Source organism: Candidatus Rickettsiella viridis (assembly GCF_003966755.1).
Classification (GTDB): Bacteria; Pseudomonadota; Gammaproteobacteria; order Diplorickettsiales; family Diplorickettsiaceae; genus Rickettsiella_B; species Rickettsiella_B viridis.
Map to the genome: position 1 here is coordinate 877,704 of NZ_AP018005.1, position 25,617 is coordinate 903,320.

Sequence of the window (25,617 nt, forward strand, 5' to 3'; positions counted from 1 at the left end):
TGAGCGTGGCCATCCAGCTTACTGCACTTTCTAGATTGCCGCGTGCTTTCAGGACTCGCAATGACGAGATTATTTTTTAATATTCAGCAATTTCTAAACCAGCAGCCATTGCATTTAATACTGCTGCAATACGTATGCTGGATTGAATAGCCAATTTACTGACACCGGCTTTGAGTAATTGCTGTGTGTGCGCTTCTATACACATACCGCAACCATTAATCGCTGATACCGCTAAACAACTTAATTCAAAATCAAGTTTATCAATACCAGGATTGCCGATTACATTCATGCGTAAACGCGCTGGCATACTAGCAAATGATTTATCATTCACTAAATGAACAAATCGATAATAAATATTATTCATCGCCATAATCGTTGCGGCTGATTTAGCGGCCTCGATTTCGGCTTCTGAGAGATAGCTCACTTCAGCAAGCACCGATTTAATCAATGTTGGATTTTTAATCGCATAAGCAGAAGCGAGCGCAATACCGCCGAGTTGGCTTTTATTTAAATCCGTACCTTCATCCGTAAAAGTTGTGGCGATATTTAATTTAATATCTTTTGCACTGTCTAATAGCTTATTTTTTACTTCTTCAAAATTCATCATGTTGTCTCCCAATCATTTGATTCGTTGCACCGATTAAAGGGCTGAGAACACAAGCTAACGCTCGTGTTCTCAGCCCTTTGCATCACTTTAGGCTATATGGATGGTTTCTTCGCCTTTCTGCCAATTACAAGGACAAAGTTCATCTGTTTGCAGCGCATCTAATACACGCAATACTTCTTTAGGGTTACGGCCTACGTTAAGATCCGTCACCATCACAAATCGGATAATGCCTTTTGGATCAACAATAAAGGTCGCACGCTGAGCCACACCTTCATTCTTATCTAGAATGCCTAACCCTTCTGCTAATTCGCGTTTAATATCCGCTAACATAGGAAAAGGTAAATCCTTTAATTCTTCTTTTTGTTGCCGCCAAGCTAAATGCACAAACTCAGAGTCTGTACTCACACCTAATAAAACCGCATCACGATCAGCAAAATCTGTATTTAACTGGCCAAATGCCGTAATTTCAGTGGGGCAAACAAAGGTAAAGTCTTTAGGCCAAAAGAAAAATACCTGCCATTTACCTTGGTGTGTTTTATGGCTAATATCTGTAAAAGCATCCGCCATATTTGACGATACTACTGCCTTCATAGCAAATTCTGGAAACTTTTCACCGACTGTTAACATATTGTTATTCTCCTAAATTCATTAAATGAGGGCCTAAAGTACCCAAAACCACTTGATAAGTATAATATATTGTTATTATAATATCGATAATATTAATTTATGGTAAGGCTATGAATTTACGAGATTTACGCTATTTGGTCGCTTTAAGCGAGTATCGCCATTTCGGCAAGGCCGCTGAGGCCTGTTTTGTCAGTCAGCCGGCACTCAGCATGCAAATCAAAAAACTGGAAGCTGAGCTAGGCGTCAAATTATTAGAAAGGAGTAATAAATCCGTCTTTTTAACCCCTATAGGAATAGCCATTACCGAAAAGTCACAGCATATCCTAGAACAAGCAGATGCCATCTATGCACTGGCAAAATCAGCAGAAGATCCTTATGGCGGTGAGTTAAAAATCGGCATTATTCCGACACTGGCACCCTATTTGCTACCGCTGCTGATGCCTGCTTTAGCTAGCCAATTTCCTAGAATTCGTTTTTATCTAGTAGAAGAACAAACCGCATTACTGATTCCAAAATTAACAGCAGGAACGCTCGATGCGGCTTTTTTGGCTCTTCCTGTTATAGAACCCGGTTTCACTCACTCTGTGTTATTTGAAGAAGAATTTTTACTCGCTGTACCGACTAAACATCCTTTAAGTCGTCAAAAAACGGTAAAGCAGCATGATCTAGATCAACAACATGTATTATTACTTGAAGAAGGACATTGTATGCGCGGACAAACGCTTGATATTTGTCACAAAATAAATGCCAGCGAAATGCAAAATTTCCGTGCTACTAGCCTAGAAACATTGCGTCACATGGTAGCCAGTGGCAATGGTATCACGCTCATGCCGAAATTAGCACAACAAGCAAATGATAATATTGTTTATATCCCGTTTAATTCCCCAAAACCATTCAGAACCATCGGCCTTTACTGGCGAGTTTCTAGCACCAGAAAACTTTTACTACAAGAAGTATCAACCTATATTAAAAAAGTAATCTCCGAGCATTTCTAGCTATTATTTTTAAGCCCTATAAGTAGGAATATCTTCTATATTCTGGTTAGTATCATTAGCAGGTTGCTCGCTAATCACACGCTTATGAAACGACCCATATCCTCCTAAAGAGGAGGGTTTTTTCATATTCTCTAATTTGCTAATAGACTTAATATGTAGCCTTACCACTGCTTTTACAAATTCCATGCATGCCTGTTTATCATCGCCTTTTCTAGAATACTTTAGAATTGTTTTAATGTTTTGCAATTCTGCTAGCAACTCATCTGAAGGCTTTAGCAATTCATTTACATTTCCTTGCTCATTAGGGAAACAAAGAATTTTTTTATTCACATAAGAAAATACAGCGGTCGCAACAGCGCCACAAAAGACAGCTAAAACACTACTCAATCCAACGGCAGAGATAGTAGGTAAAAAAAACCATGCCAATCCCGTTACGCCAATAAAAACAATTAAGCTTGCCATAATCTTAGCCACTTTAACGACACTCGGCTCTTCGTTTTTTAGTATGCCACCGATATTTTTATAGATAAGCACACCTATCCCAAAAATCCCTACTAAAGCGCACAAAAATTCCCAACTAACAAGGGATACCTCTAATGCCCCTGGATCAGCCGCGCAACAAAAAAAACAACAATCACTCTCTCCAAAACCACCTAAACCAGCTAACACACTGGATGTGATAATAAATGGATCAGATACTGAAACTTGAAAGTTATTTTGTTCAATATAACCCCGTAGAGCTTTGTTGGTAGCCAGTAAATAATGTAACCCATTACAAAGCTCTTCATGCGTAAACTTACCGCCTTCTTCTTGATCCAAATCCTCTATATCGATATTAATCGTAACAATTATATCAGTTCTGGTTTGCTGACTAACGCCTTTAAAGTTTTTAGGATCATATAGAGTCTTTAGGTCTTCTGCAGATAACATAATAAACTCCTTAACCTTATTATAGGTAGCATCGGCATATTAACAGATACGCACAAAGCTTAAGGTAATACATTATTCGGCATTTACCATAATAGTTATTATAAGGTTTAAAGTTTATAATGATTGGCTTTGTTTCAAATGCGATAAACGCGCATGCCGTGCCAGCGCTAGTTCAATGAGATGTGTTAAAAGTTGCTGATAAGAAAGACCGGATGCTTCCCATAATTTGGGATACATACTAATTTTAGTAAAACCAGGAATGGTATTAATTTCATTTAAATAAACGTTTTGCGTCGCTTCTTCTATAAAGAAGTCTACTCGCGCCATACCTTGGCACGCCAAACTGCTAAAAACCTTTGCTGCTAATTTTTTTATCTTCTCAGATTGCCTTTCCTGTAGAACAGCAGGAATAATCAACTCCGCACCTTTATCATCGAGATATTTGGCTTCGTAGGAATAAAATTCATGCTGAGGATTAATTTCACCTAAAACACTGACTAAAGGTTGTTCACCAAACGATAAATTTTCTAAAACAGCTACCTCAATTTCACGTACTACTAAGGCTTGTTCAACTAAAATTTTAGTATCAAATTCCGCCGCTAGATTAACCGCCGCCAGCAAATCAGCGGCCTTTTTCACTTTAGTAATCCCTAAACTTGAGCCCGCATTCACTGGCTTAACAAACAAGGGATAATCTAGCTCTTTTTCAATCCTTTTTTGCAGCGCAGTTTGGCTTATTTTCCATTCGCCGGTATTAAATGTAACAAACGGAACAACAGGAATTTTATCAGCTTGTGCTAAACGTTTAGCAATCACTTTATCCATACCGATGGCAGATCCCAATACATTCGCGCCTACATAAGGAAGACCTAAGATTTCCAATAAGCCTTGCATCGTTCCATCTTCACCAAAAGAACCGTGCAACACAGGAAAAACCACATCAAAAAAAGATTCTGTTTGATTAATAATCGCCTCTGGCACAAAAAGTTCTTTTGATACACTTGTTTTTACAGGGGCAGATTCATCTAAAGGAAATTGTTTCAGATCATTCACTAACCAATGTCCCTGCTTATCAATAGAAACAGGAATGACTTCAAATTTATTTTTATCTAAATTTTTTATAACAGCCGCAGCGGACTGTAAAGAAACTTCATGCTCAGCGGATCGGCCACCATAAAGAACAGCGACTTTGATTTTTTTAACGGGTAAAACCATAAAATAAAAAGCTTGTTTAATCATCAACACTGTTTCAGTGTATCGTCTTATTATATACTGCCCCTCCTGACTTAGGTATAGAAACAAGGAGAAAATACGCATGCCAAAGAACAACAATCAAGAACAGATACCGCTTATAGAGCAACCAGAGCAAATATCGTCCTATCATTCAATTAATTCGAGTAGTGCAACTACCTCTCGTAAGAATCATTACAGTGATAACTCGTGCAATGCTAGCAGTCATTTTTTTATACAACAATTTAAAAAAGACTTTCCGTTAAATGACTTTAGTGGTTCAAATAGTTTAAATACGTTTAAGTTTTAATCCAATCGAGCGCGCCATGACAAGAATAATTCTATAAAGCACCGTGAATAGAAAGAAAAAGTTAAAAAACCCGCTTGTTAGCGGGTTTTAGGTATAAGAAACCTAGCAATTATTAAAAGAAATATAAGAAATAAAGGGAATATCATCGGCAAATGCCAAACGTTTCGCGATGACCTTTTATCCATACCAATGGCAGAGCCCAGCACATTTGCCCCTACATAGGGACAATCGAGAATTTCTAATAATCCTTGAATTGTGCCATCTTCTCCAAAGAAACCGTGCAGAACAGGAGACACCAGATCACAAAAAGATTTTTTCTGATTAGCAAGTTCTCCAAGAGCAGAAAGTATTTTGGACTGACTTGCCGCAACAGGAACTGATTCAGTTACCGTTAATTGTGTAAGATCATTCAGAAACCAATGGCCTTGCTTAGCTTATCAATAGCACCCAGAACAACTTCAAATTTGTTTCTATCTAAATTCTTTATAACTGATGCGGCAGATTTCTATGATATCTCATGTTCGCCAGAACGTCCGCCGTATAGTACACACACTTTACATTTTTCAGCAGACATACAAACTACTTAGTTAAACGCACATTTTGGCATAATTTGTATAAAAAAACAAAAAGTTGATTTTCTTTCCAAAAAATTTTAAAAAATTCTACAATTCAAATTCCATTTCCATTTTTAAACTAACAAGGAAAATCTTATGGAACAACTTTTAAATTTATTTGAGGAAACCATGGAGTTATGGCAAGAAACTTTAACAACCAAGGAAGAAGATAGAAAAGAAGAATTAAAAGAGGTGTTTTTTGAGAAAAAAATCACATTAAGTAAAGACGTTATTAATACTGCAATTGAAAACTTTCAAGTTAAATTCGAGAAATTATGCACGGCGGAGGATAATCTAAACAATGGTACAATTACAGACCCACTCTCTAAAGCAAAAGCAATGCTCTACTTAGATAACATCGCAGAAGAAAAAAGCGAGATAGAAGAGCAATTAGAAAAACTACATCAATTAGAGAATGAAGAAACACCAGCGTTTGATAAATTTGATATAGAGGTTGAAAATAATGAAATAGATGCACTTCTAGACGATGCTATTGATTTATATGAAGAATCTGCTACTCCAAACTTCAATGACGAAAACTTCGAGTTTCTAAAGTACGAGCCTTCCCAAAAACTTGTTAAAAAATATTTTGATGAGCACTTAATGCCTGGGGCCAAATCGATAGAACAATTGCAAAGAATCTTTGGTAAGAAAAAATAAAAAACGTATTATAAAACAGTTTTGATGAAGAACTTGTCATAAGAAAAAAGTTAAAAAAAACCCGCTTGTTAGCGGGTTTTTAGATTAAGAAGCCTGGCAATGCCCTACTTTCCCATGGGGGAAACCCCAAAGTATCATTGGCGCAGAGTAGTTTCACTTCTGAGTTCGGAATGGGATCAGGTGGGACCTACTCGCTAAGGTCGCCAGGCAATCGTTAATTCCCGTCATGGCGAGCTCACGTGAGTGAGCGTGGCCATCTCCAGCATGTACTTTATTGAGTAATCTAATTACCCTGTCTACTAGATTGCCACGCGCTTAAAGCGCTCGCAATGACGAAAATAATTCTTTTTTGTGTATCAAAACAAATAATCTGTAAAAAGTTTTTTATCGTATCGCTTGTTTGTGGTATGCCTACATTCAACAACCAACTTAGTTTTCTTAAAAGTAACCAGTTGGATTCTCAAATCAAGCCTCACGGTTAATTAGTATGGGTTAGCTCAATACATTACTGCACTTACACATCCCACCTATCGACGTTGTCGTCTACAACAAACCTTTAGGAGAATTAAATTCTCGGGAGATCTTATCTTGAGGGGGGCTTCCCGCTTAGATGCTTTCAGCGGTTATCCCGTCGGTACGTAGCTACCCGGCTATGCTTCTGGCGAAACAACCGGACCACCAGCGGTACCTCCACGCCGGTCCTCTCGTACTAGGCGTAGCTCCTCTCAAATCTCCAGCGCCCACGGCAGATAGGGACCGAACTGTCTCACGACGTTCTGAACCCAGCTCGCGTACCACTTTAAATGGCGAACAGCCATACCCTTGGGACCTGCTTCAGCCCCAGGATGTGATGAGCCGACATCGAGGTGCCAAACACCGCCGTCGATATGAACTCTTGGGCGGTATCAGCCTGTTATCCCCGGCGTACCTTTTATTCGTTAAGCGATGGCCCTTCCATTCGGAACCACCGGATCACTATGACTTGCTTTCGCACCTGCTCGACGTGTTTGTCTCGCAGTCAAGCACCCTTGTGCCATTACACGCAATGCGCGATGTCCGACCGCGCTGAGGGTACCTTCGTGCTCCTCCGTTACTCTTTAGGAGGAGACCGCCCCAGTCAAACTACCCACCATACACGGTCCCCACGCTCGATTAGAACGCTAGGTTAGAACTCCGACTTTCACAGGGTGGTATTTCACCTTCCGACTCCACGCATTCTAGCGAACGCGCTTCAAAGTCTCCCACCTAGGCTACACAGTCAAATTCAAAGTTCAGTGTAAAGCTGTAGTAAAGGTGCACGGGGTCTTTCCGTCTTGCCGCGGGTACGCTGCATCTTCACAGCGATTTCAATTTCACTGAGTCTTGGGTGGAGACAGTGTGGCTGTCGTTACGCCATTCGTGCAGGTCGGAACTTACCCGACAAGGAATTTCGCAATATTAGGACCGTTATAGTTACGGCCGCCGTTTACCGGGGCTTCGATCCGCAGCTTCACCTGCGCTGACATGGCTCTTAAGGTTTCTCTTCGAGTTATTATTCTCTCTACTTTGTTCTTAAAAGCCATCTCAGCGCAAGTTAACCACTTCAATTAACCTTCCGGCACCGGGCAGGCGTCACACCCTATACTTCCTCTTTCGAGTTCGCAGAGTGCTGTGTTTTTGATAAACAGTCGCAACCACCAGTTTCTTTCAACCTCCTTCAGCTTATGGAGTAAATCCACTCACCAAAAAAGGTGCACCTTCTCCCGAAGTTACGGTGCCAATTTGCCTAGTTCCTTCACCCAAGTTGTCTCATCGCCTTAGTATTTTCTACCTGTCCACCTGTGTCGGTTTGCGGTACGGTTCTAACAGACCTGAAGTTTAGAGAGTTTTCCTGGAAGCAGGGCATCAGTGACTTCTCTTTTATCCGAAGATAATCGATCGTCATCGCGTCTCAAGATTAACGAAACTCCGGATTTTCCTAGAATTTCTCTCTACTCGCTTAAACCGGAACTACCAGTCTCCGGCCCACTTAGCCTTCTTCGTCCTCCCATCACAGTCTGTCAAAGTACAGGAATATTAACCTGTTTCCCATCGACTACGCGTTTCCGCCTCGCCTTAGGGGCCGACTCACCCTGCGTCGATTACCGTTGCGCAGGAATCCTGGGACTTTCGGCGTGCGGGGTTTTCACCCGCATTATCGTTACTCATGTCAGCATTCGCACTTCGGATACCTCCAGCAACCTTTACAAGTCACCTTCGACGGCTTACCGAACGCTCCTCTACCACGTAACCAATCCGTAGATTAGTTACATTCACTGCTTCAGTATTAGGTTTGAGCCCCGTTCATTCTTCCGCGCAGACCGATTCGACCAGTGAGCTATTACGCTTTCTTTAAAGGATGGCTGCTTCTAAGCCAACCTCCTGGCTGTTTAAACCTTTCCACTACGTTTCACACTTAACCTAATTTTGGGACTTTAGCAGGTGATCTGGGTTGTTTCCCTTTTCACGACGGACGTTAGCACCCGCCGTGTGTCTCCCGTGCAACATGACTCAGGTATTCGAAGTTTGCATCGGCTCAGTAAGTCGGGATGACCCCCTTACCGAAACAGTGCTCTACCCCCTGGTCACTAACACGAGGCGCTACCTCAATAGCTTTCGAGGAGAACCAGCTATCTCCGAGCTTGTTTAGCCTTTCACTCCTAGCCACACCTCATCCCCATCTTTTGCAACAGATGTGGGTTCGGGCCTCCACTTCGTGTTACCGAAGCTTCACCCTGGACATGGCTAGCTCGCTCGGTTTCGGGTCGACTCCTAGCGACTCAACGCCCTTTTAAGACTCGGTTTCCCTTCGCCTACCCTATTCGGTTAAGCTTGCCACTAAAAGTCACTCGCTGACCCATTATACAAAAGGTACGCAGTCATCCCGCACTTAAATCACTTTAAACTCTCTTTGATTCGTTCAAACAAGAAACTTTTCGCTCTACCATCTTGTTTCAAATGATATTCACGTTTTCTTGCTGCTGATAACGTTAAATAAGCTTCATAATAAACAATTTTCCATTGTCTATTTTTTGTAGACTTATTTTTACCTGTATTGTGTGATACCAAACGATTTTTTAGATCGCTCGTACACCCAAGATAGTAATTGTCTTTATCAGCTAGATTTTGCAATACATAAACATAATGCATTATCTTTCTCAAAGTGATTTAAGTGCGGGACTCCTACTGCTTGTACGCAGACGGTTTCAGGTTCTATTTCACTCCCCTCACCGGGGTTCTTTTCGCCTTTCCCTCACGGTACTGGTTCACTATCGGTCAGTCGAGAGTATTTAGCCTTGGAGGATGGTCCCCCCATCTTCAGACAGGATTTCTCGTGCCCCGCCCTACTTGTTTTCACGCTTAGTACCATAAACAAATTTTCACTGACGGGGCTATCACCCTCTATGGCCACTCTTTCCAGAGTGTTTGGTTAACTTGTCTACTATCTCGTGAAGGCTATTCCACGTTCGCTCGCCGCTACTTGCAGAATCTCATTTGATTTCTTTTCCTCGAGGTACTTAGATGTTTCAGTTCCCTCGGTTCGCTTTATTAACCTATGTATTCAGTTAATAATGACCTATATAAAATAGATCGGGTTTCCCCATTCAGATATCTCCGGATCAAAGTTTGTTTGCCAACTCCCCGAAGCTTTTCGCAGGCTTCCACGTCTTTCATCGCCTTCGACTGCCAAGGCATCCACCTTCTGCGCTTATTCACTTGATTTGAGAACCCAACTCGTTACTTTTATACTAATCGGCGTCTTTTATTCTATTTCTTCGTTGGACTCGCATTTCCGGTGCTCATGTACCACAAGTACACTCCACTCCTCAATACTCATCCGCCTTAAACTAGAACAATATACTTGATTAGTACTTTATAATTGAATTGAATTCCTCTCGTTCTGGTTCTTTATTTTCGCTGAATGCAACATACCCGAAATTATTTATAAAAATAATTTCATTTACTTGACACTCATAGCACTTCATTAATTTTTCTTTTTCTTGCGAAGTTAAATCATTAATTCCGTTCTATAAGCAATTTTTTTTGGAAGATAATTAGTAAGAATTTTACTTCTCTTTTCATTACCTTCGCGCCTTCTTACAGATTCTTGTCTTGTTAATGAACGCTACTATTAATGCCTAAGACATTAATTTGATTCCAACCTTCCGTAGTTTTATTGTTTTTCTTCCCTGTTACTCTTTTATTCTTTTTCGGGACTGTACCTTTTCATGGTGGAGCCAGTCGGATTCGAACCGACCACCCCCTGCGTGCAAAGCAGGTGCTCTAGCCAAATGAGCTATGGCCCCATGTCTTCCACTCGTGGTGGGTCTGGGTGGACTTGAACCACCGACCCCACGCTTATCAAGCGTGTGCTCTAACCAGCTGAGCTACAGACCCGTAAACTTTTTCACTCCGGTCTACTTCATCGTCATTGCGAGCGCGAAGCGCGCGGCAATCTAGGACGATTTTTCTTCCAACAGTTAAGCAATGTGTGTGAGCGCTTGGGCGCTTAGGGTTTTTGTTTTCTTATTTTATAATAAGGAGGTGATCCAGCCGCAGGTTCCCCTACGGCTACCTTGTTACGACTTCACCCCAGTCATGAATCCTACCGTGGTCGGCGATCCCCTTTCGGTTAATCTACCGCCTTCTGGTAAAACCCACTCCCATGGTGTGACGGGCGGTGTGTACAAGGCCCGAGAACGTATTCACCGCGACTTGCTGATTCGCGATTACTAGCGATTCCAACTTCATGGAGTCGAGTTGCAGACTCCAATCCGGACTACGAAACGTTTTACAGGATTGGCTCCCCCTCGCGGGTTGGCTTCCTTCTGTACGCTCCATTGTAGCACGTGTGTAGCCCTACCCATAAAGGCCATGATGACTTGACGTGGTCCCCACCTTCCTCCGGTTTATCACCGGCAGTCTCCTTTAAGTTCCCAGCTTTACCTGTTGGCAATAAAGGATAAGGGTTGCGCTCGTTACGGGACTTAACCCAACATCTCACGACACGAGCTGACGACAGCCATGCAGCACCTGTCTCTTAGTTCCTTTCGGCACTCGAGCATCTCTGCTCAATACTAAGGATGTCAAGGGTAGGTAAGGTTCTTCGGGTTGCATCGAATTAAACCACATGCTCCACCGCTTGTGCGGGCCCCCGTCAATTTCTTTGAGTTTTAACCTTGCGGCCGTACTCCCCAGGCGGAGAACTTAACGCGTTAGCTTCGCTACGTCGCGCAGAACCGAAGTCCCACGCCTCACAGCCAGTTCTCATCGTTTACCGCGTGGACTACCAGGGTATCTAATCCTGTTTGCTCCCCACGCCTTCGCGCCTCAGTGTCAGTTAAGAGCCAGGTTGTCGCCTTCGCCACTGATGTTCTTTCCGATATCTACGCATTTCACCGCTACACCGGAAATTCCACAACCCTCTCTCTCACTCTAGTCAACCCGTTTTCGACGCCATTCCCAGGTTAAGCCCGGGGATTTCACATCAAACCTAGTCAACCACCTACACGCCCTTTACGCCCAGTCATTCTGATTAACGCTTGCACCCTCTGTATTACCGCGGCTGCTGGCACAGAGTTAGCCGGTGCTTATTCTGTGGGTACCGTCACAGTAATCGAATATTCCTCGATTACCTTTCTTTCCCACCTAAAGTGCTTTACAACCCGAAGGCCTTCTTCACACACGCGGTATCGCTGGATCAGGGTTTCCCCCATTGTCCAAGATTCCCCACTGCTGCCTCCCGTAGGAGTCTGGGCCGTGTCTCAGTCCCAGTGTGGCTGGTCATCCTCTCAGACCAGCTACGGATCGTCGCCTTGGTAGGCCTTTACCCCACCAACTAGCTAATCCGACGTAGGCTCAACCTAGAGCGCAAGGCCCCGAAGGGTCCCCTGCTTTGATTTCTCAATATTATGCGGTATTAGCACGCGTTTCCGCGTGTTATCCCACTCTCCAGGACAGATTCCTACCTATTACTCACCCGTCCGCCACTCGCCATCATCCCGCACTTAACTTAGATTCTTATACCCCTCTCTCATTTTCAGTTTTTCACACAAACGTGAAAAATACCAAAATAATTCAGGCAATCTGAGTTAAGTGCGGGACATGCTGCCGTTCGACTTGCATGTGTTAGGCATACCGCCAGCGTTCAATCTGAGCCAGAATCAAACTCTTCACTTCTTTGTTTAATTCCGCTCACTCAATTCTATGATCTCTCATTCAAATCAAGCGCTCGGTTTGTGAATACTTATAACTATCGGCTTTTACACCAACAGCCCTCGCATCCACTCTCGACCAAGCGCCCACACACTTTGCTTACTGCTTACTTTGTTAATGACCATCCCAAAAAAAGAGGCCTCTTTAGCCTCTCTTTCTCTCTCAGGCGTAACACCCAAGAGCCGCGCATTCTACTCTTAACTTAAACATTGTCAAGTGTGTAAAAACACTTTGTATCTATTTACGCGTCGTTATGTAATTGTACCACACATATTATTAAATAATTAATTTTTTAATAATAAAACAACGTAAAATAAATTCGCCACACATTTTATTACATTAATCTTTGCCTATTTATTTTATAAATGTAAGATGCAGTCCTAAATAATAAAAATAACAAGGATTAACTATGTACCTTGAACAAGCTTATACACTACTTCAAACATATCTCGAAAATATCGACAACTATCAATTTAAGCTCAACACTATCGATGAAAAAACATCGTTTGTACAGATAGGAAACTATATTGAGGAAGAATTAGAAAAACTAGCGCAAAAGACCCTAGCATCTGATATTAATAGCCTGCATGAACAGCTTGAATATATCATTTATTTGAGCAAATTATTTTATTATTATGCTAACAGCATAAATGCTTTATCTTACTTTGATAAATACCTTAATCAAGACAAATACATACAACGATTAAAAAAAATATCAGAGTTAACCCAAAAAAAACAAAGGTTACTCAACTATGGGTTACAGATATTTATTAAAGGTCTTTCTCAAGAAGATAAAGCGGTTGAAGATCTAATAGAGAATGAAATAAAATATTTAGAGACTATTTGTGACTCGCAACTATCAAGCGAAGCGGAAGAAGCCAATCAATCCTACCTAAAAATTGATATAAAAAAAATCAAATCGCAAAGCACGGAAGATAGTAAGCAATTGCAAGCGACGCTTGACAGGTATAAAGATCGATGCAGAAAAGGAAATCAATATGAAACACCCTATGGGCTAACAAAGAACACGACTATGCTAGAGTTAGAAAATGACACCTTTGCAGAGCAAGAAAAAAATAGCCCTTCTGATAGTGGAAATTGTTCAGATGATGATAGCGATAGTAATAAAAGTTTTTATTATAGTGCTAGTGAAGGGTTAGGGCTAGATATAGACCAAGAGACGCCGAGTGAACCCACTGTCTACACAGAAGCACAGGACAAACTAACTCATCATGCAGAAAATCAAGAACAAAGCCCATCAAATAAAAACAATCTATTGACTAGACTTTTGGGTTTGCTAATAAGAATCTGGCAACATATAAAGCATATCTTTACACTTTTGGAGAAAAATGATGAGTTAAATAATACTAATATCGTTAACCCTTCTCATCCTATACCTCAACAAAACACTTTTGGGGAAAATATACCGCCTATTGCGACAGAGACAAAAAAAACCGGAGCCAACCCTCAGCCGCCGCATTACAAGCGTGCCGCAAACTTTATTTGCAGATAAAAACCCCACAGCAACGAGTGAGCAAACAAATGCTAGAACAGCTGAGTGGGTTATCAGTCATTTACCAAGATTTAGCAAGCTAAAAAACTGAGCAACGGGTGCAAATGAACGTCGGTGAATAGGCAGCGGGCCTCGCTCTTTTAAAGCCTGTAGATGTTGTGCCGTACCATAACCTTTATGTTTCGCAAAACCATAGTCTGGATATACCGTATCCAGACTACACATTTCTGCATCTCTATAAACTTTAGCTAAAATAGAAGCAGCACTAATTTCAGCTATTTTTTGATCGCCTTTAATAATGGCTTGACTTGGACAATTGAGTTTAGGACAACGGTTGCCATCCACTAAAACAAGACTCGGCAATACGGTTAACGCCAATACAGCGCGCTGCATGGCTAATAAACTGGCTTGAAGGATATTGATACGATCAATTTCTTCGACTTCTGCACGCCCAATAGACCAAGCACTGGCATATTCTTTAATTTTACTGACTAAATACTCACGTCGTTTAGCCGTTAATAATTTTGAATCAGCTAATCCTTCAATCTTATGCTTAGGATCTAAAATAACAGCGCCGGCAATCACAGGACCTGCCAAAGGGCCGCGCCCTACTTCATCCACACCGGCAATAAGATCTTCCACGGCTATTTTCCTAACGACTCGCTATCATTGCCACACGACTAAGTGCTTGCAATGACAACCAGCACGGCAATCACAATGATGGATTAATCCGATAAAAGCTTAAGCAACGCATCGACTGCTTTTTCACTGGCGTGACAATGCAATTGATGATGCAATATTAAAAATTCTTTTTGCAGTGTACTCACGACTGTGGAATTATTCAAATAATAAAATAATGCCTCCGCCAATTTTTCGGGTGTTGCATTTTCTTGAATAAATTCAGGAACTAACGTTTTATTAGCCAATAAATTAGGCAATGCAATGTGATCCACGTTAATTAAACATTTTGCCATCCAATAGGACAACGCACTCATGCGATAAGCAACGACCATCGGTTTTTTAAGTAGCATCGCTTCTAAGGTGGCTGTACCGGATGCCAATAAAATAACATCTGCTGATGCCATTACCTGACGCGACTGTCCTTGTATCAGTGTGATCGGCAGTTGGGGTGCTATCGCTAATTTAAGCGCTGTAAACTGGGCCGCTCTTTCTTGATTCACCATCGCTGCCACAAAAACTAGCGCTGGATTTTCAGCATAGCAACGTTGTGTGGTTTCAAGAAATAGTCGACCTAGATAATCAATTTCATTACGTCGACTTCCCGGTAATAATGCAATAATGGATGCAGACTCAGGCAACCCTAAATGTTTTCTAGCCTGTAAAACATCGGTTTCTAACGCAATACTATCGGCAAAAGGATGTCCCACACATTCCACCGGAATATTATTTTCTTGATAAAATCGTTTTTCGAAAGGAAAGAGGGTCAACATTAAATCAACCGCCTTAGCAATTTTTTTAAGTCGCCATCGCCGCCAAGCCCATACACTGGGGCTAACATAGTGTATGGTTTTTATACCGTGTTGTTTCAATTTTTTTTCTACGCCCAAATTAAATTCAGGTGCATCAACACCGATAAAAACATCGGGCGAATTCACAATAAAGTGCTGAATTAATTGGCGACGTAAACCTAATATCTGAGGAAGCTGCTTAAGAATCTCACCCAAGCCCATCACAGATAGGGTTTCCATGGGAAACAAAGAACGACACCCTTGTTTCTGCATTTCAGGACCGGCAATGCCTTCTGCGACAAAGGCAATTCCTTTAATTTTTAATTGCTTGAGTAAATCAGCTGCTAATAAGTCACCGGATAGCTCTCCGGCGACGATACCAATCCGTATACTCTTCACACTTGAATTTTCGGCTGTGTTCCCGCTCAACTCGCCATCCTTCTGTATCATATAGGAACGAAGGTGGCTTCATTTTCGCGGCGCCTTGCCGGAAATCCCAATGCTGTGAGCAGCAAGCGATCAGCGAATGATGCCACGATCAGAATTTTTAAGTGCGCTGGCCATTTGTTTTACGTGAGGATAATCCGCGATTGAAGATTCTAATTCTTCTAATGCTTGTTGCACGGTTAGATTTTTACGGAAAATAAATTTATACGCCGCACGTAAGGCATTAATGGTTTCATCACTAAATCCATTGCGCCTTAAACCTTCTTTATTAAGGCCACAAACCCGAGCATCATGTCCTCCTTCTACTAAAACATAAGGCAACACATTTTGTCTTACCATACTCCCTGCCGCAATGAAGCTGTATTCACCCACCTTACAAAATTGATGTACCGCACTATACGCGCCTAAAATAGCGTAATTGCCTACCCTCACATGCCCCGCTAATGCGACATTATTTACAAAAATAGTATGATCACCTATCAAACAGTCATGGGCAATATGTGATCCCACCATGAAAAGATTATGATCACCTATTTTAGTTAAACCTTTATCTTGTGTAGTGCCTCGATTAATTGTGCAGTATTCACGAATAACATTATGATCACCAATTTCAAGATAGGTTTTTTCGCCTTGATATTTTTTATCTTGTGGATCGTCCCCTATGGATGCAAATGGATAAATTTTATTTGCAATACCAATACGTGTAGGGCCTTTTAAGACAACGTGAGAGCCAATGATCGTTCCCTCGCCTATTTCAACGTCAGGACCAATAATAGTCCAAGGACCAACTGACACGTCTTCCCCTAGCTTTGCTGCTGGATCAACCTTAGCTTGCGGATCGATCATAATTAGGACCTTCTCCCAGCACCCATTAGTTCCGCTTTACAAGCTAGCTCTCCATCTACCTTGGCTTTAACTTTACACTTCCAAATATCACCTTTAACTTTTAATACCTTGGCTTCAATACGTAATTGATCCCCAGGCACCACCGGACGCTTAAAACGTGCATTATCAATACCGGCAAAAAGATAAAGAAAACCTTCCTTATTACGCTCTTTATTCGCATGCAACGCAAGTATGCCTGTTGCCTGCGCCATGGCTTCTAAAATAAGCACACCAGGCATAATAGGCTTGCCAGGAAAATGACCTAAAAAATAAGGTTCATTCACGGTGACATTTTTAATGGCAATAATCGACTTGCCGGCCTCTATCGCAATAACTTTATCAATCATTAAGATAGGGTAACGTTGTGGCAAATAAGTTAATATTTCTTGTATATCCATCGTACTTTCACTCATAATTCTTACCTAGTTTAATAGACTGCTTAAAAAGTCTATTCTTTTTTTTAATTGATATATCAAAGTCGTCGTCCTTTGGCTTGACCAAAGGGTCGGCCGTGGGATCCAGAAAATTAAGATATTTTTACCAAGACTGATAATAAAATCTATTCCTTCTGGATCCCCCGCTTTCGCGGGGGATGACGAGGTTGTTTTTAGAATAAAACTAATTTCATTCTATTTTCTTAGTTTCCTTAGCAAAAAAACCTTCAATTTTTTTTAAACGTTTGACGATTTTATCAAGCTGACGAAATCGAGCACTATTTTTTTGCCATTCTCTTTGTGGCTGTACCGATTGCGTTGAGGAGTAAATCCCCGGCGTATGTATGGAATGAACGACACTGGACATGCCGGTAATCATGACATTATCCGCTATCTCAATATGTCCATTGATACAAACGCCTCCACCAATCATACAATTTTTGCCGATATGTGTACTACCAGCAATACCTGTACAACCCGCAATCGCTGTATTTTCACCAATGTGTACATTGTGACCGATTTGAATTTGATTATCTAGTTTAACGCCTTTAGCAATCACGGTATCTTCTAAAGCGCCTCTATCAATACTGACATTAGCGCCTATTTCTACATCGTCCCCAATAATGACTTTACCTAATTGAGGAATTTTTACCCAAGCGTCTTTTTCTTTGGCTAAGCCAAAACCATCACTACCCAACACACTGCCACTATGAATAATCACGCGTTTGCCGATCACAGTATCGGCATATAATGTCACATTCGGTTCTAAGCGACTATTCGCCGCAATGGAAATACCTTCACCGAGTTGACAGCCCGGCGCAATCACAACGCCCTCAGCGATAGAAGTATGATTGCCAATCACACAAAATGCAGCAATCGACGCACTGGGATGTATCTGACACTGTTCGCCAATAATCGCTGTAGAGTGAATACCGGCTTGTGACTGTCTTGGCTTTTCAAAAAGCTTAGCGATTTTTGCAAAGGCAAGATAAGGATCCACTGTGATCAAACTATCGCAAGGCGAATCAGCCGCATATTCTGCACGCAGAATAACTGCCGAAGCCTGTGTATGAGAAAGATATTTTAGATAACGTTTATTATCTAAAAATGAAATCTGACCCGGCTTTGCATTTTGCAACGTCATGATCCCACTAATAACGCAATTGGGATCACCTTTTAAATCAGCATTGATTAAACGCGCTATTTCTTCTAGTCGATGGGAACGCTGCATAGTTCTATGCTTTATACTCTTCACACTTGAACATTTGGCGGCGTTCCCACTCGACTCACAATCCTCATGTATGTTTTATACACTGCGGTTGCTTCGTTTTCGCGGCGCCTTACCAAATATTCCATTGCTATGAGTATATTAAAAGTCAATTTGAAGGTGATTTATCTTTTTTACTAAGCTTTTCTTAAAGCGTCTAAAACCTGTTGGGTGATATCTAAATCACTTTTCGCATATAAGGTACTACCTTTTTGCACGACCAAGTCAAAACCACTTTGTGACGCTAATCTACTGACTACGCTGTCTAATTGCTGGCTAAAACTGTGTAAGGAATCACTTTGTTGTTTAGAAAGATCTTTTTGAAAGGAAGCCACCATGCTTTGCACATTATTACGATCCGTCATAATTTTCTTTTCTAGATTAGCACGCTCATCTACCTTCATGACCGCTGCGTTTTTTTCTAAATTTTGCGTTTCGCTTTGTAAGTTATGCTGCGCTTGAACGATTTGATCTTGTCGCCCTTTAAATTGCTTAGTTAAACTGTCATTAATTTTAGCTATCTGTGGCGCTTTTTGCAGTACCGCTTGCATATCAACAACGGCTAACTTCACATCAGCCTGGGCATTAGCCGCTATCAATGTGAACAATGATGCAAGAGATAATAAACAGACCTTCTTCATTATCAGCTCCTTAAATTAAGCTTACTCTTCGCATTTGAACTTTTGGCTGCGTTCCCGCTCAATTCGCAATCCTCATGTATTTATATACACTCCGGTTGCTTCATTTTCGCGGCGCCTTACCAAAAACCCAACTGCTATGAGTATATATTAAAAACCAGTTCCAATGTTGAACTGGAAGACTTGGGTTTGATCGCCTGACTTTGGATTGATTGCCTTAGCCACACTAAAACTTAATGTTACATTAAAAACAGGTACTCGCCAATCTACATCAAGACCGGCTGAATAGCGTACAGGGCCTGAGGCGGTCCCGCCACGCGGATTATTTGGCTGAGTAACCCCTAAGGTGGAATAAATGTTACCTGCATCGACAAAGACGCTCGTTCTCAGCTTCTCCGAGACAGTCGCCGGCATAGGAAAAATAAGCGCCATACTGCCTACGGCCATGACATTACCCCCTAAAGGATAACCATTACTATCTCTAGGCCCTAAGGAACTCACCTCATAACCTCGGACTTGGCCATCGACGCCTATCCCCCCGGCATAGTAATTAGCAAAGAAAGGTAATCCGGTTGTAGAAGCAAATCCATTTCCATAGCCCAAGTTTAAACGACTTTGAAGTATAAAATCATGCCCTAATGGCAGGTAATCTACTCCAGTATAATTGGCTTTATAATAATCTAATGGTTTACCACCCACGGGTAAAGCCAATTGCGCACTGGCACTTTGGTAAAGTCCCTTCTCCGGAAAAACGAGTCGATCTAAACTATTCCGCGTCCAGCCTATACTCAGTAAAAGCTGATTAAATTGTGTACCATGCTGCGTAACAAAGTTTTGTACTTCTGTTGATAATTGACTAAACGGCGGCAAATTGAGTTGTAACTTTTGCAACCCGCCTGAAAGCTGCAAGGTATCGCCTTTAGCATCGAAAGGAATACTATAATGCAGATCACCACCATAGGTATTGGTACTATACGTCGTGGTATTCAGATTACTCGGTGTAGAACGCTGGAAGAAAAGATCAAAACCGCGTTGCACACCGTCTAAGGTGTAATAGGGGTTATTATAACTGACACTATAGATCGTTGCCGCACGCGTATTATTAAAATTAAGACCTAAGGTATTACCTGTTCCAAACACATTGTTTTGATTTAAAGAAGCCCCTATCACGGGACCATTGGTACCATAACCTAAACTAAATAAGGCTTGCGCCGCATGAGCTTCGTTAATATTTAAATCTAAATCAACTTGATCCGAATATCCTGGAATAGGCATGGTATTAACTTGTGGCTCGCCCTCTAAAAAACCACTCAGGCTCAGCTGTCTTATAGACTCTTTCATATCGCTGCCTGAGAATAAACCACCCTCTTGTTGTCGTAACAAGCGACGAAGGACTTCGTCTTGTGTTTTTAAGTTACCTGAAATATTGATGTGCCGTACATAAACCTGATTACCGGGATCAACATAAAAGGTGAGGAAAACAGTTTTATTTTTCTCATCGACATCGGGCAAGGTGTTAACCGTAGAAAAAATATAACCAAAATCGCCTAATGCTTTTTTAATACCTTCTTCTGCATCCACTACCTTTTGCCTGGAAAATGCATCACCGGTTTTGATTCGCCGCAGCACCGATTGCAATTTACCTTGATCTAATAAAACACGTCCTGCCAATTCATAACCACGAAATTTATACAGCGGACCTTCAGTGACATGAATAATAATATAAGCCGTTTTTCTATCCGGCGTTAAAGTAACCTGAGTAGAATCGGCCTTAAACTTAAGGTAACCGCGATCAAGATAATAGGATTGTAATGCTTGCAGTGACGCGGATAATTTAGTTTGATTGTATTGATCGGAGTTAGTCAAAAAAGACCAGAAATGTGTAGACGATACAGGCAATGCAGATAGTAATTTTTTTTCACTAAAAACACGGTTACCAATAATAGAAATACCGCCTATTTGTACGGTAAGTCCTTCTGATATCTCAATCCGAATGGCAACACGATTATTGGCCTGTGGAAGAATAACCGGGGTAACACGTGCAGAATATTTACCCATCATATCGTATTGCGAGCGAAGCTGGGAAACCAGTCGACTTAAAACCGATCTATCCAACAACCGCCCTTGAACCAAACCTATTTTTTTGAGTATTTCATCGAGCTTATCTTTGGGTATTTCTTTATTGCCGGTAACGGTGACTTCACCAATCGTCGCCCTTTCGACCACATTAATAATTAAGGTACTGCCTTGTTCTTGCAAACTCACATTACTAAAAAAACCAGTCGCGTACAGCGCATCGATGATCTGCGACGATTGCTCAGGGTTAAATGTTTGCCCGGTACTCACGGGTAAATAACTCAACACAGTATCTCGGCTTATTCCATGCAATCCTCTAATATCAATACGATTTAGAAAAAAAGCCTGTGCCTGTAATGGCAATAAGCTCGCCATCAAAGCAATCGTTGCTAAACAAAATCTAAATAAACGGTACATGTGAGTTATTTTTTAAATAAAGTTATAAAGTAGCTGAGTGGGTACCCATCATAGCAGTATCTGACAAAGATTCCATATACTCTTCGCACTAGAATTTTCGGCTGTGTTCCCGCTCAGTTCGCAATTTCGCGGCACTTGCCGAAAATTCCATTGCTGTGAGTACATTTTTCTGTGCTTTCTCCACCATTTCTAAGGCCACCGCGCGCGCGAAACTGTCATCTTCTACGATCGCTTCTACACTGACAACCGGACATGAATGGATCTTTTCCAGTACTTGCTGATTCAGTGAGGCAATCTCGGTAAATCTAATTTTACCTTCTAAAAAAGCCTGTACCATGATTTCATTAGCCGCATTAAGAATGGTGGTAGCCGTACCACCTATTTTAAGCGCTTGCATGGCTAAACCTAAACAAGGATAACGCGCTTCTTCAATCGGTTTAAAATCAAGTTGCGCTACCTTTAATAAATCCAAATGCGTTGCAGAATTCTCTAATCGTTCAGGCCAAGCTAAGGCATAAGAAATAGGGATACGCATATCAGGACTACTCAATTGGGCCAGCATGGAACCATCGCGGTATTCGACCAGCGAATGGATAATACTCTGTGGATGTAACACCACGTCTATTTGATCGGGCGATAATCCAAATAAAAAATGCGCTTCTATCACTTCAAAACCTTTGTTCATCAACGTGGCTGAATCGATATTAATTTTTTGCCCCATCACCCAATTAGGATGTTGGCACGCCTCTAGCGGTGTGGTGTCTTTAAGCTGCGCCAGCGGTTTATTTCGTAATGCGCCACCTGAAGCGGTTAAAATAATCTTAGACACTTCTTTAGGCGGTATACCCGGCTCAAAACGTCCATACAAACATTGGAAAATAGCATTATGTTCGCTATCGATAGGCAATAGCGTAACTTGTGCACGTTTCGCTTCTTCTATGAATAAAGGGCCCGCCATCACCAGCGCTTCTTTATTCGCTAACAATATCTGTTTTTTTGCTTTTATCGCTGCCAATGTCGGTAATAATCCCGCGGCGCCTACAATAGCCGCCATAACAGTGTCCACCTCAGAAAGACTCGCCACATCGGCCAATGCTTTAGCACCAAACAACACTTCAGTGTTTAAGGATCTTTCTCGTAAACGTTGCTGTAAATTGTCCGCTAACTTTTCGGTACTCACCACCGCATAAGCTGGTTTATAGTGAATACATTGCTTAAAAAGTAATTCAATATTATGGTGCGCCGTTAATGCAATAACTTTAAAACGATCCGGATATTGACCAATAATATCTAAAGTATTAACACCGATTGAGCCTGTTGAACCCAGAATAGTTAAGGCCTTCATAAAGCTAAACCCAGTAATAATAAAGATCCCGCGAAGACAGGTGCTGCTGCCAATAAACTATCAATACGATCTAAAATACCACCATGGCCTGGTAACAAATGACCGCTGTCTTTTAACCCTTCTAAGCGCTTTAACTGGCTTTCAAACAAATCTCCTGCAATGGAAGCTAAACCCGTGGCAACAATAATTAAAAATATTTCCCCTAGCGAAGGCTTAACACCTTTGAAAAGGGTTTGAATCAGCAAGCCTGCTAAAAAAGTAACCAGTAATCCAATAATCATGCCTTCCCAGGTCTTTTTAGGGCTCAGCGTAGGTGCCAATAAATGTTGCCCCCAGAGACGACCACTCGCATAGGCGGTGGTATCGCTGAGCCAAATGATCAGCAACATAAACAACAAGTAAGGAGGTATTAAATGAAGCGCCTGAAGTGACACCCAACATAAGCTCATAATTAACCAGCCTAAACCCGCTCTAATAATGACCGGTATCGTCGGTAACACAGGCCTTCTTCGCGCCCAGACTAAATAAATAGAGAGAAACACCCAAAAAATCAACCCAAAAATGATAATCCCGCGCCATGGGTTAAGTCCTGGAAAAAACATCAATAGCAGCAGAATCATAGCCTGTAAACCCACGTATAAAACGCGTTTTTTAATGTCTATTAAACCACTTAGACGCGACCATTCCCATGAACCCAGCAGCATAATGACTGCGGTTATGGCCATAAAAGAAAGCGAGGATAAGTAAAAGATACCCCCTATCACCAAAGGAATTAAGATGAATGCCGTTAAAATTCTAAGTTTAAGCATTGCGTTCCGAAAGTTGTTCGCTGGTATAACCAAAACGTCGTTCCCGCTGCGAATAAAACAGGAAGGCTTTGTGCAATTCTTCTTCATTAAAGTCAGGCCATAACGTCTCTGTAAAATAGAGTTCGGTATAAGCCAACTGCCATAAAAGGAAATTGCTAATACGATATTCGCCACTGGTGCGAATTAATAAGTCAGGAGGGGGCAAATCAGACAAATTTAAATAACGTGCAAATAAATCCTGAGTAATGTCTTCCGATTGTAGCATACCGATCTTAACTTGCTGTGCCAGGGCTTGTGCTGCCTGAATAATATCCCATTGGCCACTATAATCGACCGCAATAACCAGCTTTAAGCCGGTATTTTTTGCGGTCAGTTGTTGAGATTTTTCTATCCATTCGCATAAAGGTTCTTTAAAGCGTTTCAAACTACCTACTACCCTCAACTGTACATTATTCTGATTGAGTTTTTCTATTTCACCTTTTAAGGTATTAAGAAAAAGGGTCATCAAATGATTCACTTCTTGGGGTGGCCGCTGCCAATTTTCACTACTGAAAGCAAACAAGGTAAGTGCTTCTACGCCGCTTTCACCGCACGTCTTAACAATCTTACGAACAACTTTTAATCCTTCTTGGTGACCTAACATACGGGGCAAATGCCGTTTCTTAGCCCAACGACCATTTCCATCCATAATAATAGCGAGATGGCGAGGATGTTTCGCAGCAGTAGTGGCGGAAAGCGTTTGCGTCATAAAAATGGCACTATACCTGCATCAGTTCTTTTTCTTTTAGGTCGGCTACTTTTTCTACGTCTGTAATCGCACGATCGGTTAATTTCTGAATCATGTCTTGCGCACGACGCTCTTCATCTTCCGTAATTAACTTTTTCTTTATCAACTCTTTAAACTGATTGTTGGCATCCCGACGATGATTACGAATAGATACACAGGCGGCTTCGGCTTCTTTTTTAACCAACTTGCTCATTTCTCGACGACGGTCTTCAGTCAGCGCTGCCAATGGCACACGCATCACATTACCCGCCGTCACAGGATTTAAACCCAAATCTGATTTTCTAATGGCTTTTTCGATGACTGCCATCAATGATTTGTCCCACGGTGTCACCAACAACGTTCTCGCATCAGCAACCGTGATACTCGCCACATGATTTAAAGGAACTTCTTTATCAAATTGAGGAACACGCAGTTGCTCTAATAAACTAGGGTGCGCCCTACCGGTGCGTAATTTAGCAAGATTGAGTTCTAAAGCCTCAATGGCTTTTTGCATGCCTTGTTCGGCAGCTAATTTAACTGAATCGATACTCATATTTTTTTACTCCCCTTTACTAACCAAGGTACCTTTCTTTTTACCTTGAATAATGTCACGCAAGGTGTTTTTAGATTGAATATTAAACACGTGAATAGGTAAATTATAATCGCGACATTGAGAAAAAGCGGCTAAATCCATAATGCCTAACTCTTCCTCTAGTACTTTTTGATAGCTGATATGTGAATACAAGGTTGCATTCTTATCTTTCTTCGGATCAGCAGAAAATATTCCGTCCACATGCGTTGCCTTCAATAACACATCTGCATTGATTTCTATACCACGTAAACTGGCGGCGGAATCCGTACTCACTAAGGGATTACCGGTTCCTCCGGCAAAAATAACGATATAGCCTTTTTCTAAATAACGCTTTGCTTTATGTCGTTCAAAGAGTGTGGCTAAACTTCCCGTGGAAATAGCAGACATAATTTTTGCCACTTTGCCACGTTGTTCAAATGAATCCCTTAAAGCCAGTGCATTGATAAAAGTAGCCAGCATGCCCATTTGATCACCCGTAATACGATCAATACCTATTTGCTCTAAAGCCGCACCTCGAAAAAGGTTTCCACCACCAATAACAATACCAATTTGAACACCTAAATTGGCAACTTCAATAATTTCATCAACAATGGCATGGAGAATAGTAGGATCAAGGGCTTGAGAAGTCTTTCCATTCAGTGCTTCTCCACTGAGTTTAAGCAAAATGCGACGATACTTAAGTGGGTGTGACGTCATAGAATTAACACGCTGTTTTAACTAAGAGTTGGATGATAACCTTTTCTCCACTTCCC

General features: G+C 41.5%; 20 protein-coding genes, 2 tRNA genes, 3 rRNA genes and 1 pseudogene. 4 read left to right on the forward strand and 22 right to left on the reverse strand.

What is annotated here, in order from left to right; all coding sequences use genetic code 11:
• Positions 1-76 precede the first annotated feature (76 nt).
• Together DMP02_RS04040 and DMP02_RS04045 are read right to left on the reverse strand one after the other, a co-directional pair.
• Positions 77-607: a carboxymuconolactone decarboxylase family protein gene (locus DMP02_RS04040; protein ID WP_232019617.1), complete on the reverse strand. Its 531-nt coding sequence runs from the start codon at positions 605-607 to the stop codon at positions 77-79.
• An 87-nt stretch (positions 608-694) separates the two neighbouring features.
• Positions 695-1,234 carry a peroxiredoxin gene (locus DMP02_RS04045; RefSeq protein WP_126322794.1) on the reverse strand — a complete coding sequence of 180 codons (540 nt, stop codon included), beginning with the start codon at positions 1,232-1,234 and terminating at the stop codon, positions 695-697.
• Between the two features lie 110 nt (positions 1,235-1,344).
• On the opposite strand from DMP02_RS04045, the gene DMP02_RS04050 reads away from it, so the two are divergent.
• Positions 1,345-2,229: a LysR substrate-binding domain-containing protein gene (locus tag DMP02_RS04050; RefSeq protein ID WP_126322795.1), complete on the forward strand. Its 885-nt coding sequence runs from the start codon at positions 1,345-1,347 to the stop codon at positions 2,227-2,229.
• A gap of 9 nt (positions 2,230-2,238) precedes the next feature.
• Here DMP02_RS04050 and DMP02_RS04055 read toward each other — a convergent pair whose 3' ends face one another.
• Together DMP02_RS04055 and DMP02_RS04060 are read right to left on the reverse strand one after the other, a co-directional pair.
• Entirely contained in the window at positions 2,239-3,159 is a 921-nt protein-coding gene (locus DMP02_RS04055) for a hypothetical protein (protein WP_126322796.1), read from the reverse strand.
• A gap of 114 nt (positions 3,160-3,273) precedes the next feature.
• Entirely contained in the window at positions 3,274-4,398 is a 1,125-nt protein-coding gene (locus DMP02_RS04060) for a D-alanine--D-alanine ligase family protein (protein ID WP_232019618.1), read from the reverse strand.
• Positions 4,399-4,474: 76 nt separating this feature from the next.
• Here DMP02_RS04060 and DMP02_RS04065 point away from each other — a divergent pair, with 76 nt between their 5' ends.
• The gene (locus tag DMP02_RS04065) at positions 4,475-4,699 is read left to right on the forward strand and encodes a hypothetical protein (RefSeq protein ID WP_126322797.1); all 225 of its coding nucleotides are present in this window, start codon (positions 4,475-4,477) and stop codon (positions 4,697-4,699) included.
• Between the two features lie 77 nt (positions 4,700-4,776).
• On the opposite strand, the pseudogene DMP02_RS07495 reads toward DMP02_RS04065, so the two are convergent.
• Positions 4,777-5,118 (reverse strand): annotated as a pseudogene (locus DMP02_RS07495) (hypothetical protein); the annotation flags it as partial.
• 291 nt (positions 5,119-5,409) lie between these two features.
• On the opposite strand from DMP02_RS07495, the gene DMP02_RS04075 reads away from it, so the two are divergent.
• Entirely contained in the window at positions 5,410-5,973 is a 564-nt protein-coding gene (locus DMP02_RS04075) for a hypothetical protein (RefSeq protein ID WP_126322798.1), read from the forward strand.
• A 91-nt stretch (positions 5,974-6,064) separates the two neighbouring features.
• Here DMP02_RS04075 and rrf read toward each other — a convergent pair.
• The 5 genes from rrf to DMP02_RS04100 form a co-directional block, all read right to left on the reverse strand.
• Positions 6,065-6,181: ribosomal RNA gene (rrf, locus tag DMP02_RS04080) — 5S ribosomal RNA — on the reverse strand.
• 253 nt (positions 6,182-6,434) lie between these two features.
• A 23S ribosomal RNA gene (locus DMP02_RS04085) occupies positions 6,435-9,714 on the reverse strand.
• 507 nt (positions 9,715-10,221) lie between these two features.
• Positions 10,222-10,298, reverse strand: a tRNA-Ala gene (locus DMP02_RS04090).
• 14 nt (positions 10,299-10,312) lie between these two features.
• A tRNA-Ile gene (locus DMP02_RS04095) sits at positions 10,313-10,389 on the reverse strand.
• Positions 10,390-10,529: 140 nt separating this feature from the next.
• Positions 10,530-12,171 (reverse strand): 16S ribosomal RNA (locus DMP02_RS04100).
• Together the 16S, 23S and 5S rRNA genes with 2 tRNA genes alongside form the textbook arrangement of a ribosomal RNA operon.
• Positions 12,172-12,616: 445 nt before the next feature.
• Here DMP02_RS04100 and DMP02_RS04105 point away from each other — a divergent pair.
• Positions 12,617-13,720, forward strand: a complete 1,104-nt coding sequence (locus DMP02_RS04105; RefSeq protein WP_126322799.1) for a hypothetical protein — start codon at positions 12,617-12,619, stop codon at positions 13,718-13,720.
• 57 nt (positions 13,721-13,777) lie between these two features.
• Here the strand turns inward: DMP02_RS04105 and rnhB are convergent, their stop codons facing one another.
• The 12 genes from rnhB to pyrH all read right to left on the reverse strand — a co-directional run bounded on the left by rnhB (position 13,778) and on the right by pyrH (position 25,561).
• Positions 13,778-14,368, reverse strand: coding sequence for a ribonuclease HII (gene rnhB / locus DMP02_RS04110; RefSeq protein ID WP_126322800.1), 591 nt, complete (start codon positions 14,366-14,368; stop codon positions 13,778-13,780).
• Positions 14,369-14,445: 77 nt separating this feature from the next.
• The gene (gene lpxB / locus DMP02_RS04115; RefSeq protein ID WP_126322801.1) at positions 14,446-15,639 is read right to left on the reverse strand and encodes a lipid-A-disaccharide synthase; all 1,194 of its coding nucleotides are present in this window, start codon (positions 15,637-15,639) and stop codon (positions 14,446-14,448) included.
• A gap of 69 nt (positions 15,640-15,708) precedes the next feature.
• Complete coding sequence (lpxA, locus tag DMP02_RS04120; protein ID WP_126322802.1) at positions 15,709-16,482, reverse strand: acyl-ACP--UDP-N-acetylglucosamine O-acyltransferase; 774 nt, start codon at positions 16,480-16,482, stop codon at positions 15,709-15,711.
• A 2-nt stretch (positions 16,483-16,484) separates the two neighbouring features.
• Entirely contained in the window at positions 16,485-16,934 is a 450-nt protein-coding gene (gene fabZ, locus DMP02_RS04125; RefSeq protein ID WP_126322803.1) for a 3-hydroxyacyl-ACP dehydratase FabZ, read from the reverse strand.
• A gap of 211 nt (positions 16,935-17,145) precedes the next feature.
• Entirely contained in the window at positions 17,146-18,186 is a 1,041-nt protein-coding gene (gene lpxD, locus DMP02_RS04130) for a UDP-3-O-(3-hydroxymyristoyl)glucosamine N-acyltransferase (RefSeq protein ID WP_126322804.1), read from the reverse strand.
• Positions 18,187-18,359: 173 nt separating this feature from the next.
• On the reverse strand, positions 18,360-18,863 hold the full coding sequence (locus tag DMP02_RS04135; protein ID WP_126322805.1) for an OmpH family outer membrane protein: 504 nt from the start codon (positions 18,861-18,863) through the stop codon (positions 18,360-18,362).
• A 147-nt stretch (positions 18,864-19,010) separates the two neighbouring features.
• Positions 19,011-21,353 carry an outer membrane protein assembly factor BamA gene (bamA, locus tag DMP02_RS04140; RefSeq protein WP_126322806.1) on the reverse strand — a complete coding sequence of 781 codons (2,343 nt, stop codon included), beginning with the start codon at positions 21,351-21,353 and terminating at the stop codon, positions 19,011-19,013.
• Positions 21,354-21,441: 88 nt separating this feature from the next.
• Positions 21,442-22,698 (reverse strand): 1-deoxy-D-xylulose-5-phosphate reductoisomerase, encoded by a 1,257-nt coding sequence (gene ispC / locus DMP02_RS04145; protein ID WP_126322807.1) that lies wholly within the window; start codon positions 22,696-22,698, stop codon positions 21,442-21,444.
• Positions 22,695-23,507 (reverse strand): phosphatidate cytidylyltransferase, encoded by an 813-nt coding sequence (locus DMP02_RS04150; RefSeq protein ID WP_126322808.1) that lies wholly within the window; start codon positions 23,505-23,507, stop codon positions 22,695-22,697. Before DMP02_RS04150 ends, ispC begins: the two co-directional genes overlap by 4 nt.
• Positions 23,500-24,255 carry an isoprenyl transferase gene (locus DMP02_RS04155; protein WP_126322809.1) on the reverse strand — a complete coding sequence of 252 codons (756 nt, stop codon included), beginning with the start codon at positions 24,253-24,255 and terminating at the stop codon, positions 23,500-23,502. The genes DMP02_RS04150 and DMP02_RS04155 overlap by 8 nt, the downstream gene beginning before the upstream one ends.
• Positions 24,256-24,265: 10 nt before the next feature.
• Entirely contained in the window at positions 24,266-24,826 is a 561-nt protein-coding gene (gene frr / locus DMP02_RS04160) for a ribosome recycling factor (protein WP_126322810.1), read from the reverse strand.
• Between the two features lie 6 nt (positions 24,827-24,832).
• The gene (gene pyrH / locus DMP02_RS04165; RefSeq protein WP_126322811.1) at positions 24,833-25,561 is read right to left on the reverse strand and encodes a UMP kinase; all 729 of its coding nucleotides are present in this window, start codon (positions 25,559-25,561) and stop codon (positions 24,833-24,835) included.
• Positions 25,562-25,617 lie beyond the last annotated feature (56 nt).